At 71.8% G+C, this 15,023-nt stretch carries 11 protein-coding genes; 6 read left to right on the plus strand and 5 right to left on the minus strand.

The window, feature by feature from the left end; all coding sequences use genetic code 11:
- Positions 1-43: 43 nt before the first annotated feature.
- Genes eutC through hisN form a run of 3 tightly spaced genes read right to left on the minus strand, consistent with a single transcriptional unit; the run spans position 44 to position 3,126 of the window.
- Complete coding sequence (gene eutC / locus ACWPN7_RS27980; protein WP_451996772.1) at positions 44-856, minus strand: ethanolamine ammonia-lyase subunit EutC; 813 nt, start codon at positions 854-856, stop codon at positions 44-46.
- Positions 853-2,247 (minus strand): ethanolamine ammonia-lyase subunit EutB, encoded by a 1,395-nt coding sequence (locus ACWPN7_RS27985; RefSeq protein WP_451996774.1) that lies wholly within the window; start codon positions 2,245-2,247, stop codon positions 853-855. Before ACWPN7_RS27985 ends, eutC begins: the two co-directional genes overlap by 4 nt.
- Positions 2,248-2,280: 33 nt before the next feature.
- Positions 2,281-3,126 (minus strand): histidinol-phosphatase, encoded by an 846-nt coding sequence (gene hisN, locus ACWPN7_RS27990; protein WP_451996776.1) that lies wholly within the window; start codon positions 3,124-3,126, stop codon positions 2,281-2,283.
- Between the two features lie 163 nt (positions 3,127-3,289).
- Between hisN and ACWPN7_RS27995 the strand changes: the two genes are divergently transcribed.
- From ACWPN7_RS27995 to ACWPN7_RS28020, 6 genes are all read left to right on the plus strand, one after another.
- Positions 3,290-4,309: an ABC transporter substrate-binding protein gene (locus ACWPN7_RS27995; RefSeq protein WP_198129197.1), complete on the plus strand. Its 1,020-nt coding sequence runs from the start codon at positions 3,290-3,292 to the stop codon at positions 4,307-4,309.
- A 180-nt stretch (positions 4,310-4,489) separates the two neighbouring features.
- Positions 4,490-5,497, plus strand: a complete 1,008-nt coding sequence (locus ACWPN7_RS28000; protein WP_040137564.1) for an ABC transporter ATP-binding protein — start codon at positions 4,490-4,492, stop codon at positions 5,495-5,497.
- A complete protein-coding gene (locus ACWPN7_RS28005) occupies positions 5,494-7,194 on the plus strand; it encodes an ABC transporter permease subunit (protein ID WP_349619393.1) in 1,701 nt (566 codons plus the stop codon). The genes ACWPN7_RS28000 and ACWPN7_RS28005 overlap by 4 nt, the downstream gene beginning before the upstream one ends.
- A gap of 3 nt (positions 7,195-7,197) precedes the next feature.
- Positions 7,198-7,953 (plus strand): DeoR/GlpR family DNA-binding transcription regulator, encoded by a 756-nt coding sequence (locus ACWPN7_RS28010; RefSeq protein ID WP_200776803.1) that lies wholly within the window; start codon positions 7,198-7,200, stop codon positions 7,951-7,953.
- A gap of 224 nt (positions 7,954-8,177) precedes the next feature.
- Positions 8,178-9,020, plus strand: a complete 843-nt coding sequence (locus tag ACWPN7_RS28015) for a lysozyme (protein WP_103041270.1) — start codon at positions 8,178-8,180, stop codon at positions 9,018-9,020.
- Positions 9,021-9,143: 123 nt separating this feature from the next.
- Positions 9,144-13,211, plus strand: a complete 4,068-nt coding sequence (locus ACWPN7_RS28020) for a tetratricopeptide repeat protein (RefSeq protein WP_459196331.1) — start codon at positions 9,144-9,146, stop codon at positions 13,209-13,211.
- Positions 13,212-13,264: 53 nt separating this feature from the next.
- On the opposite strand, the gene ACWPN7_RS28025 is transcribed toward ACWPN7_RS28020, so the two are convergent.
- Positions 13,265-13,834 carry a hypothetical protein gene (locus ACWPN7_RS28025; RefSeq protein WP_456510729.1) on the minus strand — a complete coding sequence of 190 codons (570 nt, stop codon included), beginning with the start codon at positions 13,832-13,834 and terminating at the stop codon, positions 13,265-13,267.
- Between the two features lie 416 nt (positions 13,835-14,250).
- Positions 14,251-15,021 (minus strand): short-chain dehydrogenase/reductase, encoded by a 771-nt coding sequence (locus ACWPN7_RS28030; protein WP_459196332.1) that lies wholly within the window; start codon positions 15,019-15,021, stop codon positions 14,251-14,253.
- Positions 15,022-15,023 lie beyond the last annotated feature (2 nt).

Raw genomic sequence — 15,023 nt, forward strand, 5'->3', positions numbered from 1 at the left:
AAGACGAATGCGAACATTCCGTCGCCGCACCGATGCGGATCGGTTACGGAACGCCGTCGCTTGGCAGGGCCGGCGAGGTGGCGGGTGCCGCGCTGTCGAGCAGTATACCCGACCGCCGCTGGGCGAACATGGCGGTGAGCAGGGCGGCCGCCTGGGCGGCGGCGGCGGTGGGGGCGAGGCCGCCGACTCGGACGTTGGAGATGCAGTTGCGCTCGCTGTCCACCCGGCCGGGTCGCGGTTCCCAGGTCAGATAGAGGCCCAATGAATCGGCGGCGCTCAGCCCCGGCCGCTCGCCGATCAGGACGACGCTCGCCCGCGCCTGGAGCAGCGCGCCGACCGGGTCGCCCAGCGCCACCCGCGCCTGCTCCGCCACCACCACCGGCCCGACCCGCAGCCCGGCCGCCTGGAGTTTCGGGATCAGGGAGTCCAGCACCGCGACGGCGTTGGCCTGCACGGCGGTGCCGCTCAGCCCGTCGCCGACCACCAGAACCACGTCGGGGGCGCGGACCGGCTCCGACAGGCGGCGCTGCGACTCCTCCGACAATTGCCGGCCGAGGTCCGGGCGCTTCAGGTAGGCGGCGCGGTCGGGCGCCGCGCTGGTCACCGGCACCGCCGGCCAGCCGCGCTCTGCCAGCGCCGCCAGCAGCGCCGCGGCGTCGAGCGGCGTGTGCACGGCGTCGCGCGCCTGGGCGTGGGCGGCCTGGAAGGCGAGGTGGGCGGCGGTGGGCAGGCCGCTCCCGGCGTGGCCCAGCGCGATCCGCGCGTCGGTGTGGCGGCGCAGATGCGCCCAGCGGTCGGGCTGGGCCGGGGCGGGCTGGGCCGGGGCGGGAAGGGGCACCGGTTCGGACTCGGTCATGGCTGTTCCTCCGGCAGGGGCAAGGCGGGCAGAAGACAGGACGCGGCGGGGTCGAAGCGCAGGCGCCCGGCGGAATCGGCGATGCCGGCGGCCTGCTGCCACGCTTCGAACTCCGGCGCCGGGCGGCGGCCCAGCACCTGACGCACATAGAGCGCGTCGTGGAAGGAGGTGCTCTGGTAATTCAGCATGATGTCGTCGGCCCCCGGCACCCCCATGATGAAGGTGCATCCGGCCACGCCGAGCAGGGTCAGCAGGGCGTCCATGTCGTCCTGGTCAGCCTCCGCGTGGTTGGTGTAGCAGACGTCGCAGCCCATCGGCAGGCCGAGCAGCTTGGCGCAGAAATGGTCCTCCAGCCCGGCCCGCGTGATCTGCTTCCCGTCGTAGAGGTATTCCGGCCCGATGAAGCCGACCACCGTGTTGACCAGAAGCGGCCGGTAGCGGCGGGCGACGGCGTAGCAGCGCGCCTCCACCGTCTGCTGGTCCACCCCCTCATGCGCGCCGGACGACAGCTCGCTACCCTGGCCGGTCTCGAAATACATCAGGTTGTCGCCGACCGTGCCGCGGTTCAGCGCCCGTCCGGCTTCCCACGCCTCGTCCAGCAGGGCCAGCGAGACGCCAAAGGCGCGGTTGGCGGCCTCCGTCCCGGCGATGGACTGGAAGACCAGATCGACCGGCGCCCCGCGCTCCATGGCCCGCAGCGCCGTGGTCACATGGGCCAGCACGCAGGACTGGATCGGCGCACCGGTGCGCAGGCGAAGTTCCTCCAGCATCTCCAGCAGGGAGGTCATCGCTTCCACGCTGTCGGTGGCCGGGTTGATGCCGATCACCGCGTCGCCGCTGCCGTACATCAGCCCGTCGAGGACGCTCGCGGCGATGCCGAGCGGGTCGTCCACCGGGTGGTTGGGCTGCAGGCGGGTGGAGAGGCGCCCCGGCAGGCCGATGGTGTTGCGGAAGCGCGTGACGACGCGGGTCTTGGCGGCGACGGCGATCAGGTCTTGCAGGCGCATGATCTTCGACACCGCCGCGACCATCTCCGGCGTCAGGCCGGGGGCGAGCGCCGTCAGGGCCGCCGCGTCCGCGGCCTCCGACAGCAGCCAGTCGCGGAATCCTCCGACGGTCAGGTGGGCGACCGGGGGGAAGGCGGCGCCGTCATGGCTGTCGACGATCAGCCGGGTCACCTCGTCCGTCTCGTAGGGGACGACCGCCTCGCTCAGGAAATGGCGCAGAGGCAGGTCGGCCAGGGCCATCTGCGCGGCCACCCGCTCCGCCGCGCTGGCGGCGATCAGCCCGGCCAGCGCGTCGCCCGAGCGCGGCGGCGAGGCGCGGGCGAGCAGCGTCTTCAGATCGGGAAACCCGTACCGCGTCCCGGCCAGAGTGTGGGCGAATGCCATGGCGTCCCCTCTCCTCCTCCTCGGTTCGTCCGCTCAACCCGCCGCCCGCGCGATGGCGGCGATGGTCTCGGCATGCAGGTCGGCGGTGGCGGCGGCGACCACGCGCCCGTCGGAGTCCATGGTTAGCGGCTTGCCCTCCCAATCCGTGATGACCCCGCCGGCCCCCTCGATCACCGGCTGCATGGCCAGGTAATCGTAGGGCTGGAGCCCGGCCTCGATCACCAGATCGATGTGGCCGGAGGCGACCAGCCCGTAGATGTAGCAGTCGCCGCCGAAACGCCGCGTCCGCGCCTGCCGGCTGACCGTCTCGAACACCCGCAGGCCCGCCGCGTCGAAGGCGTCGGGCGAGGTGGTGTAGACCGTGGCGTCGGCCAGCCGGCGGCAGTCGCGCGTGCGGCAGGGCCGCTCTGCTCCCGTTCCGTCGCTGTAGAGTGTGGGGGCGCCGGCGCGTCCCGTCCAGCGTTCGCCCAGCACCGGCATGTCGATCACCCCGACTGCCGGGACCCCGCGTTCCAGCACCGCCAGCAGCGTGCCGTAGACCGGCCAGCCGCTGATGAAGCTGCGCGTGCCGTCGATGGGGTCGATCACCCAGACGATCTCCGAATCGAGCCGGTCGCGGCCATGCTCCTCCCCGAAGATTCCGTGGTCCGGGAAGCGCTCGGCGATGCGGCGGCGCAAGGCGGCTTCCACCTCGCGGTCGGCGATGGTCACCGGGCTGTCGTCGGCTTTGGTGTCGATGGCGACCGGCGTGCGGAACCAGCGGCGGGACAGGCCGCGCGCCTCGTCCGCCAGGGCGGCGGCGAAACCGGCCAATTCGCCGGCCAGTTCCCCGGTCAACGCCGCACGGTCGATGGTCGCGTCCTTGGTGATGGGGCTCATGATTTGCCTTGTTTTTGTGCGGCTGCGCAAATGCACGCCAACTGTGCAATCATGGTAGACACAAACGCACAGAAGTGCAAACCTCCACTTAAATCCACGGCGGGCACGGGCTCGCCACCGGCCGGGGCGCCGGGAAAGGGCATGCGGAACAGAGGGGTTGGCGATGGTGGAGTTTGCTGGGAAGTCGCTGCTGGCTGGTGTGGTCCTGATGGGCGCGGCGGTGCTGCCGGCCGTCGCGCAGGCGGGAACGCTGACCGCCTACACGGCGCTGGAGGAGGACGAGATCGCCGACTATGTGGCGGCGGCGAAGAAGGACCTGCCGGACATTGATCTGAAGGTGCTGCGCCTGTCCACCGGCGACCTCGGTGCCCGCATGCTGGCCGAGGCGTCCAACCCGCAGCACGACGTCATCTGGGGCTGGGCCGTCACCAACATGCTCGACCCGCGGGTCATGGCGCTGGTCGAGCCCTACGCCGCCAAGGGCTCCGACGTTCTGCCGGCCGCCTACAAGGGGGCGGACGCGAGCTGGTTCGCCGCCACCGGCTACATGGCCGCCTTCTGCGTGAACACGGAGCTTCTGAAGGCCAAGAACCTGCCGGTCCCGACCTCCTGGAAGGATCTGACCAACCCGGTCTACAAGGGCGAGGTGGTGATGCCGAACCCGGTCTCCTCGGGCACCGGCTATCTCCAGATCGCCGCCATCCTGCAGAGCCAGGGCAACGAGAAGGGCTGGCAGTTCCTGAAGACGCTGGACGGCAACATCGCCCAGTACATCAAGTCCGGTTCCAAGCCCTGCAAGTCGGCCCGCTCGGGCGAGTTCGCCATCGGCGCCTCGCTGGCCTTCGCGGCCATCAAGTCGGTCGAGGAGGGCTTCCCGCTCAAGATGGTCATCCCGACCGACGGCGCCGGCTACGAGCTGGAGGCGTCGGCGCTGATGAAGACGTCGAAGAACAAGGAGGACGCCAAGCGCTTCCTCGACTGGACCCTGTCGCCGAAGGCCGCCGCGCTCTACACCAAGTACAAGGAGATCGTGACGATCCCGGGCGCTCCCGTTGCCAAGGCGGCGGAGGAGGCCGGCCTGCCGGCGGACGTCCAGAAGGTCCTCTACCCGATGGACTTCGCCAAGTCCGCGGCGGAGCGCGACGCCATCCTGAAGACCTGGCAGGGCAGCATCGGCCGCTGAGTCCTGTTCCCCTCTCCCGTCCCGGGAGAGGGTGCCCGCGAAAGCGGGCGGGTGAGGGTCGCGCGAGAATCAAGGCACGCAGTCTTGGCGGCACCCTCACCCTTCCCGCGCTTTCGCGCGGGCCCCTTCCTTCTCCCGAGGCGGGAGAGGGAGTCATCCCCCGCTCCAGATGGCCACGCCATGGATTTGCAGATCAAGAACCTCCTGAAGACCTTCGACGGCTTCGTCGCCCTCGACCGCATCAACCTGACCGTGGAGGAGCGGGAATTCGTCTGCCTGCTGGGGCCGAGCGGCTGCGGCAAGACCACGCTGCTGCGCATCGTCGCCGGGCTGATGCCCTACGACACGGGCGAGCTGCTGATGGGCGGGCGGGACCTCGGCGCCGTGCCGGCGCGCGACCGCGGCTTCGGCATCGTCTTCCAGTCCTATTCGCTCTTTCCCAACATGACGGTGGCCGAGAACATCGGCTACGGCCTGAAGATCCGCAAGGCGCCCGGCGACCGCATCGCGGCGCGGGTGAAGGAGCTTCTCGACCTCATCAAGCTGCCGCAACTCGCCGACCGCTACCCCTGGCAGCTCTCCGGCGGGCAGCAGCAGCGCGTGGCGCTGGCCCGCGCGCTGGCCGTCGATCCGTCGCTGATCCTGCTGGACGAGCCGCTGTCGGCGCTCGACGCCCGCGTGCGCGCCGACCTGCGGGCGGAGATCCGCGACGTGCAGCGCCGGCTTGGCATCCCCACCATCATGGTCACCCACGACCAGGAGGAAGCGCTGACCCTGGCCGACAAGGTCGTCTGCATGAATCACGGGCTGATCGAGCAGGTCGGCACGCCGCAGGACCTCTACCTGCGCCCGCGCACCCGCTTCGTCGCCGACTTCATGGGCAGCAGCAACCTGTTGCCGACCGGCTGGGTGCGCGACGCCATGCCCCACCTGCTGCCCGGCCGTCCGGACGGGGCGGAGAACGCCTACGAGGCTTGCGTCCGTCCGGAGCGGATCGCCGTCGCCCCGGCGGCGGACGGGGAGGGACGGGTGATCGACCTCACCTTCCTCGGCAACATCCGCCGGCTGCGCCTGTCCTGGCGGGGTCGGGAGCTGCTGGCCGAAACCCACCAGGACCCCGGCGTCGGGCCGGGGGCAGCGGTGGACGTGTCGGTGGCCGCTGAGGCCTGCGCCTGGGTGCGCGCATGACCATGCCCGCCCTGACCCTTCCCGGCAAGACGCCCAACGCCGCCCGGCCCCGCCGCCTGCACCGCCCGCTGGACGAGCGGCTGCTCTACGGCGCCTGCGTGCTGGTGCCGGTGGTGGCGCTGGTCCTGTTCTTCCTGCTGCCGCTGGGCACCATCGTCTGGCGCAGCGTCCTGGAGGAGGAGGGCGGCGTCGGCCTCGCCAACTATCTGGCCCTCTTCCAGACGCCGGGCATCCTGCGCGCGGTGGGCAACAGCCTGCTGGTCGGCGCCGCCACCACGGTGGTCTGCCTGCTGCTCGGCTTCATGGTCGCTTACGCCGTGCAGCGCACGCGCATTCCGGGGAAGCGCTTCGTCGCGGCGGCCCTGTCGCTGCCGCTGTTGGCGCCCTCGCTGGTGCTCGGCCTCGGCCTGATCTTCCTGCTGGGCCGCAACGGGCTGGTCAGCAACCTGATCGGCACGCGGCTGAATATCTACGGCTTTCCCGGCCTGCTGATCGCCAACGTGCTCTACGCGCTGCCCCAGGCGGTGCTGATCATCCAGGCGGCGCTGCGCCAGTCCGACGCCCGCTACTACGACGCGGCGGAGGTGATGGGGGCGAGCCGGCTCCAGCAGTTCTTCGGCATCACCCTGCCCAACGTGAAGTTCGGCCTGCTCAGCGCCGGCTTCGTGGTCTTCACCGTGACGATCACCGATTTCGGCAATGCGGTGACCATCGGCGGCGACTTCTCCGTCCTGGCGACCGAGATCTACAATCAGGTCACCGGCCAGATGAAGTTCGGCATCGGCGCCGCGGTGGGCATCCTGCTGCTGCTGCCCACGGGCATCGCCGTCTACATCGAGCGGGTGGCCGCCCAGCGCCAGTTCGGCACCGCCTCGGAAAGCGCCCTGCCGCCGGTCCCCGACTATGTGCCGGCGCGCGACATCCCGCTGTTCCTCGCCACCATGACGCTGGCGCTGTCCATCGTGGCGGTGGTGGCGACGGTGGTCTTCGCCAGCTTCGTCCGGCTGTGGCCCTACCGGCTGGACCTCACGCTCAAGCATTACTCGATCACGCTCAGCGGCGGCTACGACCCGCTGTGGACCTCGCTCGCCGTGTCGGCGGGGGCGGCGGCGATCGGCACGGCGCTGCTCTTCGCCCTGGTCCTGGGGCTGCGGCGGATGCCGCCGGGGGTGGCGAAGGCGGTCTATCTGCTGGCCGTCCTGCCGGTCGGCGTGCCCGGACTGGTGCTCGGCCTGTCCTACATCTTCGCCTTCAACCTTGCGGGAACGCCGCTGCACATGCTGTATGGCACGGTGCTTCTGCTGGCGCTGTGCAACTTCTACCACTACCACACGCAGGGTTTCCTCACGATGGTCACCGGAATGCGCGCCGTGCCGCCGGCGCTGGAGGAGGCGGCGAGCTGCCTCGGTGGTGGCGTCCTGCGGGTGCTCGGCGACGTGGTGGTGCCGGTGATGGTGCCGACGCTGCTGTCGGTCTTCTTCTTCCTGTTCATGCGCTCCATGGTCACGCTGTCGGCGATCATCTTCCTGGTCACCCCCTCGACCAACCTCGCCGCGGTGACGGTGATGCGGCTGGACGAGGCCGGCTTCGTGTCGCAGGCCGCGGCCTTCTCCACCTGCATCATGGCGGCGGTCGCGGCGGCGGCGCTGGCGATGCGCGGCGCCCTGTCGCTGGCGACCCGGCGCAAGGCGGCCTGAACGATGCTTCAGGAGGAACGCCACCAGCGCATCCGCGCCCTGCTGACGGCGCTGCACCGGGTGTCCACCGACCGCATCGCCGGGGACCTCGGCGTGTCGCGCGAGACGGTGCGGCGCGACATCGTGGAGCTGGAATCGCGCGGCGAGCTGCGCCGCGTCCATGGCGGCGTCGTCGCCGTCGGACCGGAGCCGGAGCCCCCGATCGCCGTGCGCAGCCAGGTCCGCCTGAAGGAGAAGCGGGCCATCGCCAAGGCGGCTGCGCGGCTGGTCTCGCCCGGCCAGACGCTGTTCCTCGACTTCGGCAGCACGGTGTCGGCCCTGGCGGAGGAGCTGGCGAGCCTGCCCGGCCTGACCATCGTCACCAACTCCTTCGACGTGGCGCAGACCGTCGCCAACCAGAACCGCAGCCGGGTGGTGCTGTTGGGCGGCCGGGTGGACGAGGGGCTGCCCGCCACCTTCGGCGAGGGCACGGTGGCGGAGATCCACCGCTACCGCGCCGACGTGGCGCTGCTGTCGCCGGTGGCGCTGCACCCCCGCTACGGCGCCACCAGCTTCGACCCGCGCGAGGCGGAGGTCGCCCGCGCCATGGTCGGCAACGCCGGCCGCACGGTGATCCTGGCCGACCACAGCAAGATCGGGCAGGCCAGCCGGGTCAGCTTCTGCCCGGTGGACGGCATCGACACGCTGGTCACCGACGCCCGCTCCCGCGACCTGCCGGAGCTGACGGCGCTGGCCGTGCCGGACATGGTGTTCGGATAGCCCGTCCGCGCAGCGTGGCCCGACCGCCACGGGCGGGGCGCAGAAAGCGCTTTACAAATCGAGGAAAATAATCCTTAGTGGGGACGTCAGCACTCGAACTGCGCCCGCCCGGCTTCGCCGTGGCGGGCGTTGTCGTTTCGGCCGCGCATTCCGTCACCGGTGCGGAACCCTCTGGTCCCGCCGGCCGCGAACGACACCCGTCCCGACCCTCCGCAGGAGCGACCATGACCACCACCCTCCGGGCGGCTCCGCCGCCTGTCGCCCTCGATCTGGCCCGCCATTTCGAGGGGTTGTCCCGAACCGCCTACCGCTGCCCCGCCGGTGTCTGGACCATCGGTTACGGCCACACCCGGGCGGTGACTCCCGGCGACGCCATCACGACCGAACAGGCCGAGCGCCTGCTCGCCGACGATCTGGCCGAGGCCGCCGCGGTGGTGGACGGCGCCGTGACCGTGCCCCTGACCGACGGGCAGCGGGCCGCGCTGATCGATTTCGTCTTCAACATCGGGCCGGGGCGGTCCAGGAAGGGCAAGGACCCGGGAAAGGACGGCTTCGTCCGCCTGCGCAGCGGAAAGCCCTCCACCCTGCTGCGCAAGCTGAACGCCGGCGACACCGACGGGGCCGCCGCCGCGTTCGGCGCGTGGGTCTATGGCGGCGGCCGGGTGCTGCCCGGTCTGGTGCGGCGCCGGAGGGCCGAGGAACTGCTGTTCCGCGGTGCGGACTGGCGGCGCGCCCTTGACGACGGACCGATGGCCCAGACGGTGGAACCGGCGACGCCGTCCGTGCCTGCCGGCGCCGTCCGCGCCGCCGCGGGGACGCTGGCGATCGGCGGGTCCCTCGGCGTGGTCGCCGAGGTGCTGGCGCCGGTGCTGCAGGTGACCCACCAGATGCAGGACCTCGCCGAGCAGGCGCAGGGCGTGGCGGCCCAGGCGCAGGGCGTGTCCGCAGGCATTCGCGGGCTTGCCGGACTGTTCGGGTGGGCGCCGTCGCCGGCGGTGGCCGTGCTGTTCACCGGTCTGGTGGTGACGCTGGCCCTGCTGTGGCGGGAACGCCGCTCCCGCGGCTGACCGCGACAACGGCGGCGGAGCGGATTTGGAGGGCGGCGCGGACCCGAAGCCGCGTGCGTTGGTGGTGGAGGATGTGCTGTACTCCATCCACCGATCGCGACCCTCCAGCACCGACCCGCCGCCATGCCCCTTCCCGTGAATTCCGGACGCTCTTCCGCCCTCCAAGCCGCCGCTCTCGCCGGTCATCATGCCGATGCGACCCGGCTTGAGCGCTCCGGCCGTCGCGACACCGCGGAGGCGGTGCTGCGCGGCATCCTGGCCGCCGACGGGAGCAACGAGGAGGCGTGGCTCCGGTTGGGTGGCCTCGCGCTCACGGAGGGGCGTCACAGCCGTGCGGCGCGCTGCTTCGCGCGCGTCATGCTGCTCGCCCCGGATCGGGCGCAGGCCATGCACAATCTGGCCGAGGCGCTGCGCCTGACCGGGCGGAAGGGGCGGGCGTCCATCGCCTTCACGCGGGCCTTGCGGTTGCGTCCGGACTATCCCAAGGCGCTGACGGCCTTCGCCATGATGATGCGGGATCAGGGCACGGGGCGCGAGGCGCGCCATCTGGCTGCCCGTGCCCTGATCGCCGACCCGTCCTTCGCGACGGGATGGCGCAATCTGGCGATGCTGTTCCAATCCCTGAACCAGCCGGAGGCGATGGTCCGGCTGCTGCGCCGGGCGGTGCTGTCCGATCCCGGCAACGCCGGCGTCCAGGCCGCCTACGGCGTCGCCCTGTGCGAGACCAGGGAAACCAGCCGCGCCCTGGAGGCGCTGCGCCGCGCCGTCGCGCTGGCTCCCGGCGAGGCCGAGGTTTTGGGCCAACTGGCCTCCGGACTGATGCATGCCGGCGATAGTGACGGAGCCCTGCTGGCGGCGTCGCGGTGCCGTCGCATCGACCCGATGGCGGCGGCGGCGGACGTCCAGGATTCCCTGACCTGGATGATGATGGGCGACTTCCGCCGCGGCGCCGCCGCGATCCGGCGCGCCCTGACCCTGGACCCGGGCAACCCGGGTGTCCTGATCAACGCCGCCCTTCTCCTGCACACCCGGAACGCGAACGACGAGAGCATCCGCTGGAGCAAGCGCGCCCTGCGCCTGGACCCCGCGAGCACGGTGGCCCGCTTCAACCTGTCGATGTCGCTGTTGCAGCGGGGCGACTTCTCCCGCGGCTGGGCGCTGTACGAGGCGCGCTGGTCGATGGGAGGGGCGGGTTATCCGAACCACGCTCCGGCGTGGGACGGCAGCCCCCTGAACGGCCGCAGCATCCTGCTGACCGCCGAGCAGGGGCACGGCGACACGTTGCATTTCGCCCGCTACGCCACCCTGCTGGCCGAACGCGGCGGGCGGGTCGTCCTGCATGTCCAGCCGCTGCTGAAACGGCTGCTCGCCAACACCCCCGGCGTCACCGCCGTGCACGGGATGGACGAGGAGCCGCCGGCCTGCGACCTGTGCGCGCCGCTGCTCAGCCTGCCCCGGCTGGTCGGCACCCGGCTGGAGAGCATTCCCGCCGCCATGCCCTACCTGCGCGCCAGCGAGGCCGACCGCCCGGCGTGGCGGAGCCGGCTGGCCGGCGAGCGGCGGCTGAAGGTCGGCCTCGTCTGGGCGGGCGAGCCGCGCAAGGGGGACTTCAAGGCCAACTCCGTCGACCGGCGGCGCAGCCTGACGCTGAGCGCCCTGGCGCCTCTGGCCGGCATTCCGGGCGTGGTTTTCTACAGTCTGCAGATCGGCGAGGCGGGCATCCAGGCGACGGTGCCGCCAGCGGGGATGGAGGTCGTCGACTGGACCGGCCACATCCGCGATTTCGCCGACACGGCGGCCTTCATCGACGAACTCGACCTCGTGGTGACGGTGGACACGTCGGTCTGCCATCTGGCCGGCGGTCTGGGCAAGCCGGTCTGGGTGCTGTCGCGGTTCGACGCCTGCTGGCGCTGGCTCGGCCACCGCGAGGACAGCCCCTGGTACCCGACGATGCGTCTGTTCTACCAGGACGAGCCGGGCGTCTGGGAGCCTCCCATCGCGCGGCTGGCCGCCGCGCTGGCGACGCTGGCCGGCGGTCGCACCGCCGGATCGAAGGCCCGGCCGGTTGCGGAGCGGGGCATCGACCCGCTGGGCGCGGGGCTGGCGGCGGCGCTCGCCGCCCATCGCTCCGGACGCCTGACCGAGGCCGCCGCCGGCTACCGCCGTGCGCTCACCGCCGACCCGGCGAAGGGCGACGCGCTGCATCTTCTCGGACTGGTCCGTCTGGCCGAGGGTGTTCAGGACGGGGCCGGGCGCTGGCTCGTCCGCGCCGTCGCCATCGAGCCGGGGCGGGCGGTCTTCCGCAATTCGCTGGGCGAGTGCCGCCGTTCCGCCGATCGGGTGGAGGCCGCCGGCCACGCCTACCGTCAGGCCACCGTGCTCGATCCCGGCTATGCCGAGCCGTGGGTCAACCTCGCCAAACTGTCGGTCGCCGCCGGCCGGCCGGGGAACGGACTGTGGCAGGCCCGGCGGGCGGTGCGGTTGTCGCCCGGCCTGTCCGACGCCTGGCGCGGCCTTGCCCATGCGGCGATGGAGCAGGGCGAGGCCGCGGTGGCCGAACGGGCCGTCCGCCGGGCGCTGGCGCTGACCCCCGCCGACGGGGAGGCGCTGGGCCACGCCACGCGTCTGGCCGGCCGACAGGGCGACCGGGAGCCGGCGGAGCGGCTGCTTGGGCATGTCCTGCGCCTCACCCCGGATTCGGCGGCGGTGTGGCGTGAGCGGGCCGACCTGCGCCTGAAGGGGGGCGGGCACGCCGCCGCCCTGCCGATGCTGCAGCGGGCGCTCGCCCTCGCCCCCGACGTTCCGGAGGCGCTCAACAACCTCGGCGGTGCGCTGCTCGGGCTGCGGCGGCAGGAGGAGGCGGGGCGCCATTACCGCCGGGCCATCCAGCTCCGCCCCGGCTACCCCGACCCCTGGAACAACGCCGGCAGCGCTTTCCAGGAGCGCGGCGACACCACCCAGGCGCTGGCCCATTACCGGCGCGCGGTGGCGCTGTCCCCAGACCATCCCGTGGCCTACGCGAACATGGGTGAAACGATCCGCTCCTCGGCGGGCGGGGCGACGGATTTCCGGACGGCGGAGGTGCAGTGCCGCCGCGCCCTGACTCTGGTGCCGGGTCACGGCGCCGCCCTCAACGCCCTGTCGGTGCTGTGCCTCGACCTGCGGCGCCTGGAGGAGGCGGAGGCCGGGTTCCGTGCGCTCATCGAGCGCGATCCGCGGAGCGCCCAGGCCCATTTCAACCTGTCGCTGGTCCTCCTGACCAGCGGGCGCCTGCGGGAAGGGTGGGAGCATTACGAGGAGCGCTGGCGGATCGGGGAGATTCCCGTTCCCAAGGCGCCCGGCCGGTTGTGGACCGGCGAGCCGCTGGAGGGCCGCAGCATCCTGCTGCACGCCGAGCAGGGCCATGGCGACACCCTTCAGTTCGTGCGCTATGCCCCGCTAGTGGCGGAGCGGGGCGGCCGGGTCCATCTGGCCGTCCATTCCGGCCTGCGGCGCCTGATGGAGCGCATTCCCGGACTGGAGGGCGTGTACGACCTGTATGGCGGCCTGCCGGCGACGGAACTGCATTGCCCGCTGCTCAGCCTGCCGCGGGCCTTCGGAACGGAGCTTGGCAGCGTTCCCGCGGCCGTCCCCTACCTGACCGCCGATGCCGCGGAGGTGGAGCGGTGGCGCGCGCGCCTGCCCGCGGACGGGCGGCTCAAGGTCGGGCTCGTGTGGTCCGGCGACCCGCGCCCGCACAGCCCCAAGGCCAACGCGGTGGACCGGCGGCGCAGCCTGACCCTGGCCGCTCTGGCCCCGCTGGCCGCCGCCGGGGATGTCCTGTTCGTCAGCCTGCAGAAGGGCAGCCCCGCCGTCCAGATCAAGGACCCGCCGCCCGGCATGGACCTGATCGACCCGATGGACGCGGTGACGGATTTCGCGGACACGGCGGCGCTGATGTGCTGCCTGGACCTGATCGTCACCGTGGACACGTCGGTGGCGCATCTGGCGGGCGGGCTGAGCCTGCCCGTCTGGGTGCTGTCGCGGCATTCCGGCTGCTGGCGGTGGCTCACCCGGCGGACGGACAGCCCCTGGTACCCGACGCTTCGGCTGTTCCACCAGCCCAGTCCCGGCGATTGGGAGCCGGCGGTCGCCCAACTGGCGGAGGCGCTGGCGGAGCGGGTGCGATCGCACGGGACCCATCCGGCGTGACCCGGGGGCGGTTGCTCCCCGCCCCCTTGCCGAAAGACCTTTGCCGAAAGACTTCAGGCTTCGGACAGCGTCCAGAGGGTGCTGGCGACGGTCGACCGCGCAGTGCTCCTGGTGGCTTCGTCGCGAGGAACGATGTCGCCCCGGTCGTTGATGAAATGCGTCGCGGTCTGGACGAGCTGCTCCGGCGAGACGCCGTTGGCGTGCAGCTCGTCCCACATCTTGAGGAATTCGGCCGCCGGCTTGCCGATGTAGCCGTCGGTGATGCGGTCGATCAGCTTTTGTTGATCGGCGGTGACGAAAGGTTGGTACCCGGCTTCGTTCACCGGCAGGGCGATCTGGATGGCCGGATAGGGGGCCTGGGGGCGGCTTCGCACCTCGGCGTCGCGCGCCGCCTGATAGTCGGCGCGCTCCTTGCGCAGGCGGGCGGTTTCCTCCGTGTCGGGCCGTGTCGGCGCCGCCGCGCCGGGCAGAGATGTCGGCCGGGGTGAGGGCGGGGCTTCCGCATCGGACAGCAGGCCGGCGAAGCCGCCGTCCGGCGCCGCGGTGCGCCCGGCGGCCTGTCCACGCTCCACAAGAGACGGGGAAGGCTGAGTGATGGGAAACGGTCCGTTTGCGCCGATCATGCGTGTCCTCCTGCCGGCAAAGGCTCCTGGCGTCGACGACTCCGGACCGGTTCACGCCGTCGTGTCGATGCCGTCATTGCGTTGTGTCGGGGCGTGGATGCCGACGTCCGGCTCGCGGCCTCGGCGCCCGACCCACAGGTTCAGGTTGTGTCAACACAAGCAATTCGCATGCCGCATCTGCGGATCGGGTGTCCCGGCAGGTTTTCCGGCGCACGGCATCGGCCGGGGTACGATTTTTCCGGGATTCCCGGCAAATCCTGCAGGGTTCTCAGCGGTTGCCTGCCGCCTGAAACTTCGGGCGAGGCGCTACCGCTTGGGAGCGCCCCGCACGCGCATGACGGCAAGATGGTCGGCTTCGGACGTTTCGCGGCGGGCCGTTCAAGGCCCGCTCTTTCGCCAACCCGCCCTCCATCCAGTCAGCGGAACCGCCCGCCGCCGTCCATGTCCACCACGGAGCCCGACAGGTAGGCGACGCGCGGCGAGCTGAGGAGCGTGACGAGGGAGGCGATCTCGGACGGTTCGGCGAGGCGCCCGAAGGGAAGATCGCCCAGGGCTTCGGTCCAGCGCTCCTCGTCGTCGAAGCGCGTCTTGGCGCGCTTGCGGTAGACCGCCGCGACCCGGTCGGTGCGCGTCGCCGAGGGGTTCACCCCGAAGACGCGGACGTTCCAGTCGGTGCTGCGGGCGCCCACCGCCTGGGTGAAGGCGATCAGGGCGGCGTTGCCCGCCGAGCCGCAGGCGTAGTCCCAGCGCGGCGTCATGCCCATCATGCCGATGACGTTGACGATGGTGCCTCCGCCGCGCTCCCGCATCGCCTCGACGAAGAGCTTCGTCATGTGGATGTATCCGAAGACCTTCAGCTGCCACGCCGCTTCCCATTCGGCCATGCCGAGGTCGAGGACGCTGCCGCCGGGGATCGCCCCGGCGTTGTTGACCAGCACGTCGATGTCGGGAAGCGCCGCGGCGAGCCGTTCACGGGACGCCCCGTCGGCGAGGTCGGCGGCCATCGTCTCGACCGCCACGCCGTGACGCGCGCGGATGCCCGCCGCCGCTGTCTCCAGCGCCGTCGCGTCGCGGGCGACCAGGACGGGCAGGGCGCCCTCGGCGGCGAAGGCCTCGGCGCAGGCGAGCCCGATCCCCTTGGAGCCCCCGGTGACGAGGACCCGTTTGCCGGACAGGTTCAAGTCCATCG

The organism is Azospirillum sp. UENF 312511 (genome assembly GCF_058780635.1).

What these genes read in the sequence shown, in the direction of transcription:
- ACWPN7_RS27985 (WP_451996774.1), bottom strand. Translation starts at nt 2,247, where the DNA reads ATGGCATTCGCCCACACTCTGGCCGGGACGCGGTACGGGTTTCCCGAT.
- ACWPN7_RS28015 (WP_103041270.1), top strand. Translation starts at nt 8,178, where the DNA reads ATGACCACCACCCTCCGGGCGGCTCCGCCGCCTGTCGCCCTCGATCTG.
- ACWPN7_RS28000 (WP_040137564.1), top strand. Translation starts at nt 4,490, where the DNA reads ATGGATTTGCAGATCAAGAACCTCCTGAAGACCTTCGACGGCTTCGTC.
- ACWPN7_RS28005 (WP_349619393.1), top strand. Translation starts at nt 5,494, where the DNA reads ATGACCATGCCCGCCCTGACCCTTCCCGGCAAGACGCCCAACGCCGCC.
- hisN (WP_451996776.1), bottom strand. Translation starts at nt 3,126, where the DNA reads ATGAGCCCCATCACCAAGGACGCGACCATCGACCGTGCGGCGTTGACC.
- ACWPN7_RS28025 (WP_456510729.1), bottom strand. Translation starts at nt 13,834, where the DNA reads ATGATCGGCGCAAACGGACCGTTTCCCATCACTCAGCCTTCCCCGTCT.
- ACWPN7_RS28030 (WP_459196332.1), bottom strand. Translation starts at nt 15,021, where the DNA reads ATGGACTTGAACCTGTCCGGCAAACGGGTCCTCGTCACCGGGGGCTCC.
- ACWPN7_RS27995 (WP_198129197.1), top strand. Translation starts at nt 3,290, where the DNA reads ATGGTGGAGTTTGCTGGGAAGTCGCTGCTGGCTGGTGTGGTCCTGATG.
- eutC (WP_451996772.1), bottom strand. Translation starts at nt 856, where the DNA reads ATGACCGAGTCCGAACCGGTGCCCCTTCCCGCCCCGGCCCAGCCCGCC.
- ACWPN7_RS28010 (WP_200776803.1), top strand. Translation starts at nt 7,198, where the DNA reads ATGCTTCAGGAGGAACGCCACCAGCGCATCCGCGCCCTGCTGACGGCG.
- ACWPN7_RS28020 (WP_459196331.1), top strand. Translation starts at nt 9,144, where the DNA reads ATGCCCCTTCCCGTGAATTCCGGACGCTCTTCCGCCCTCCAAGCCGCC.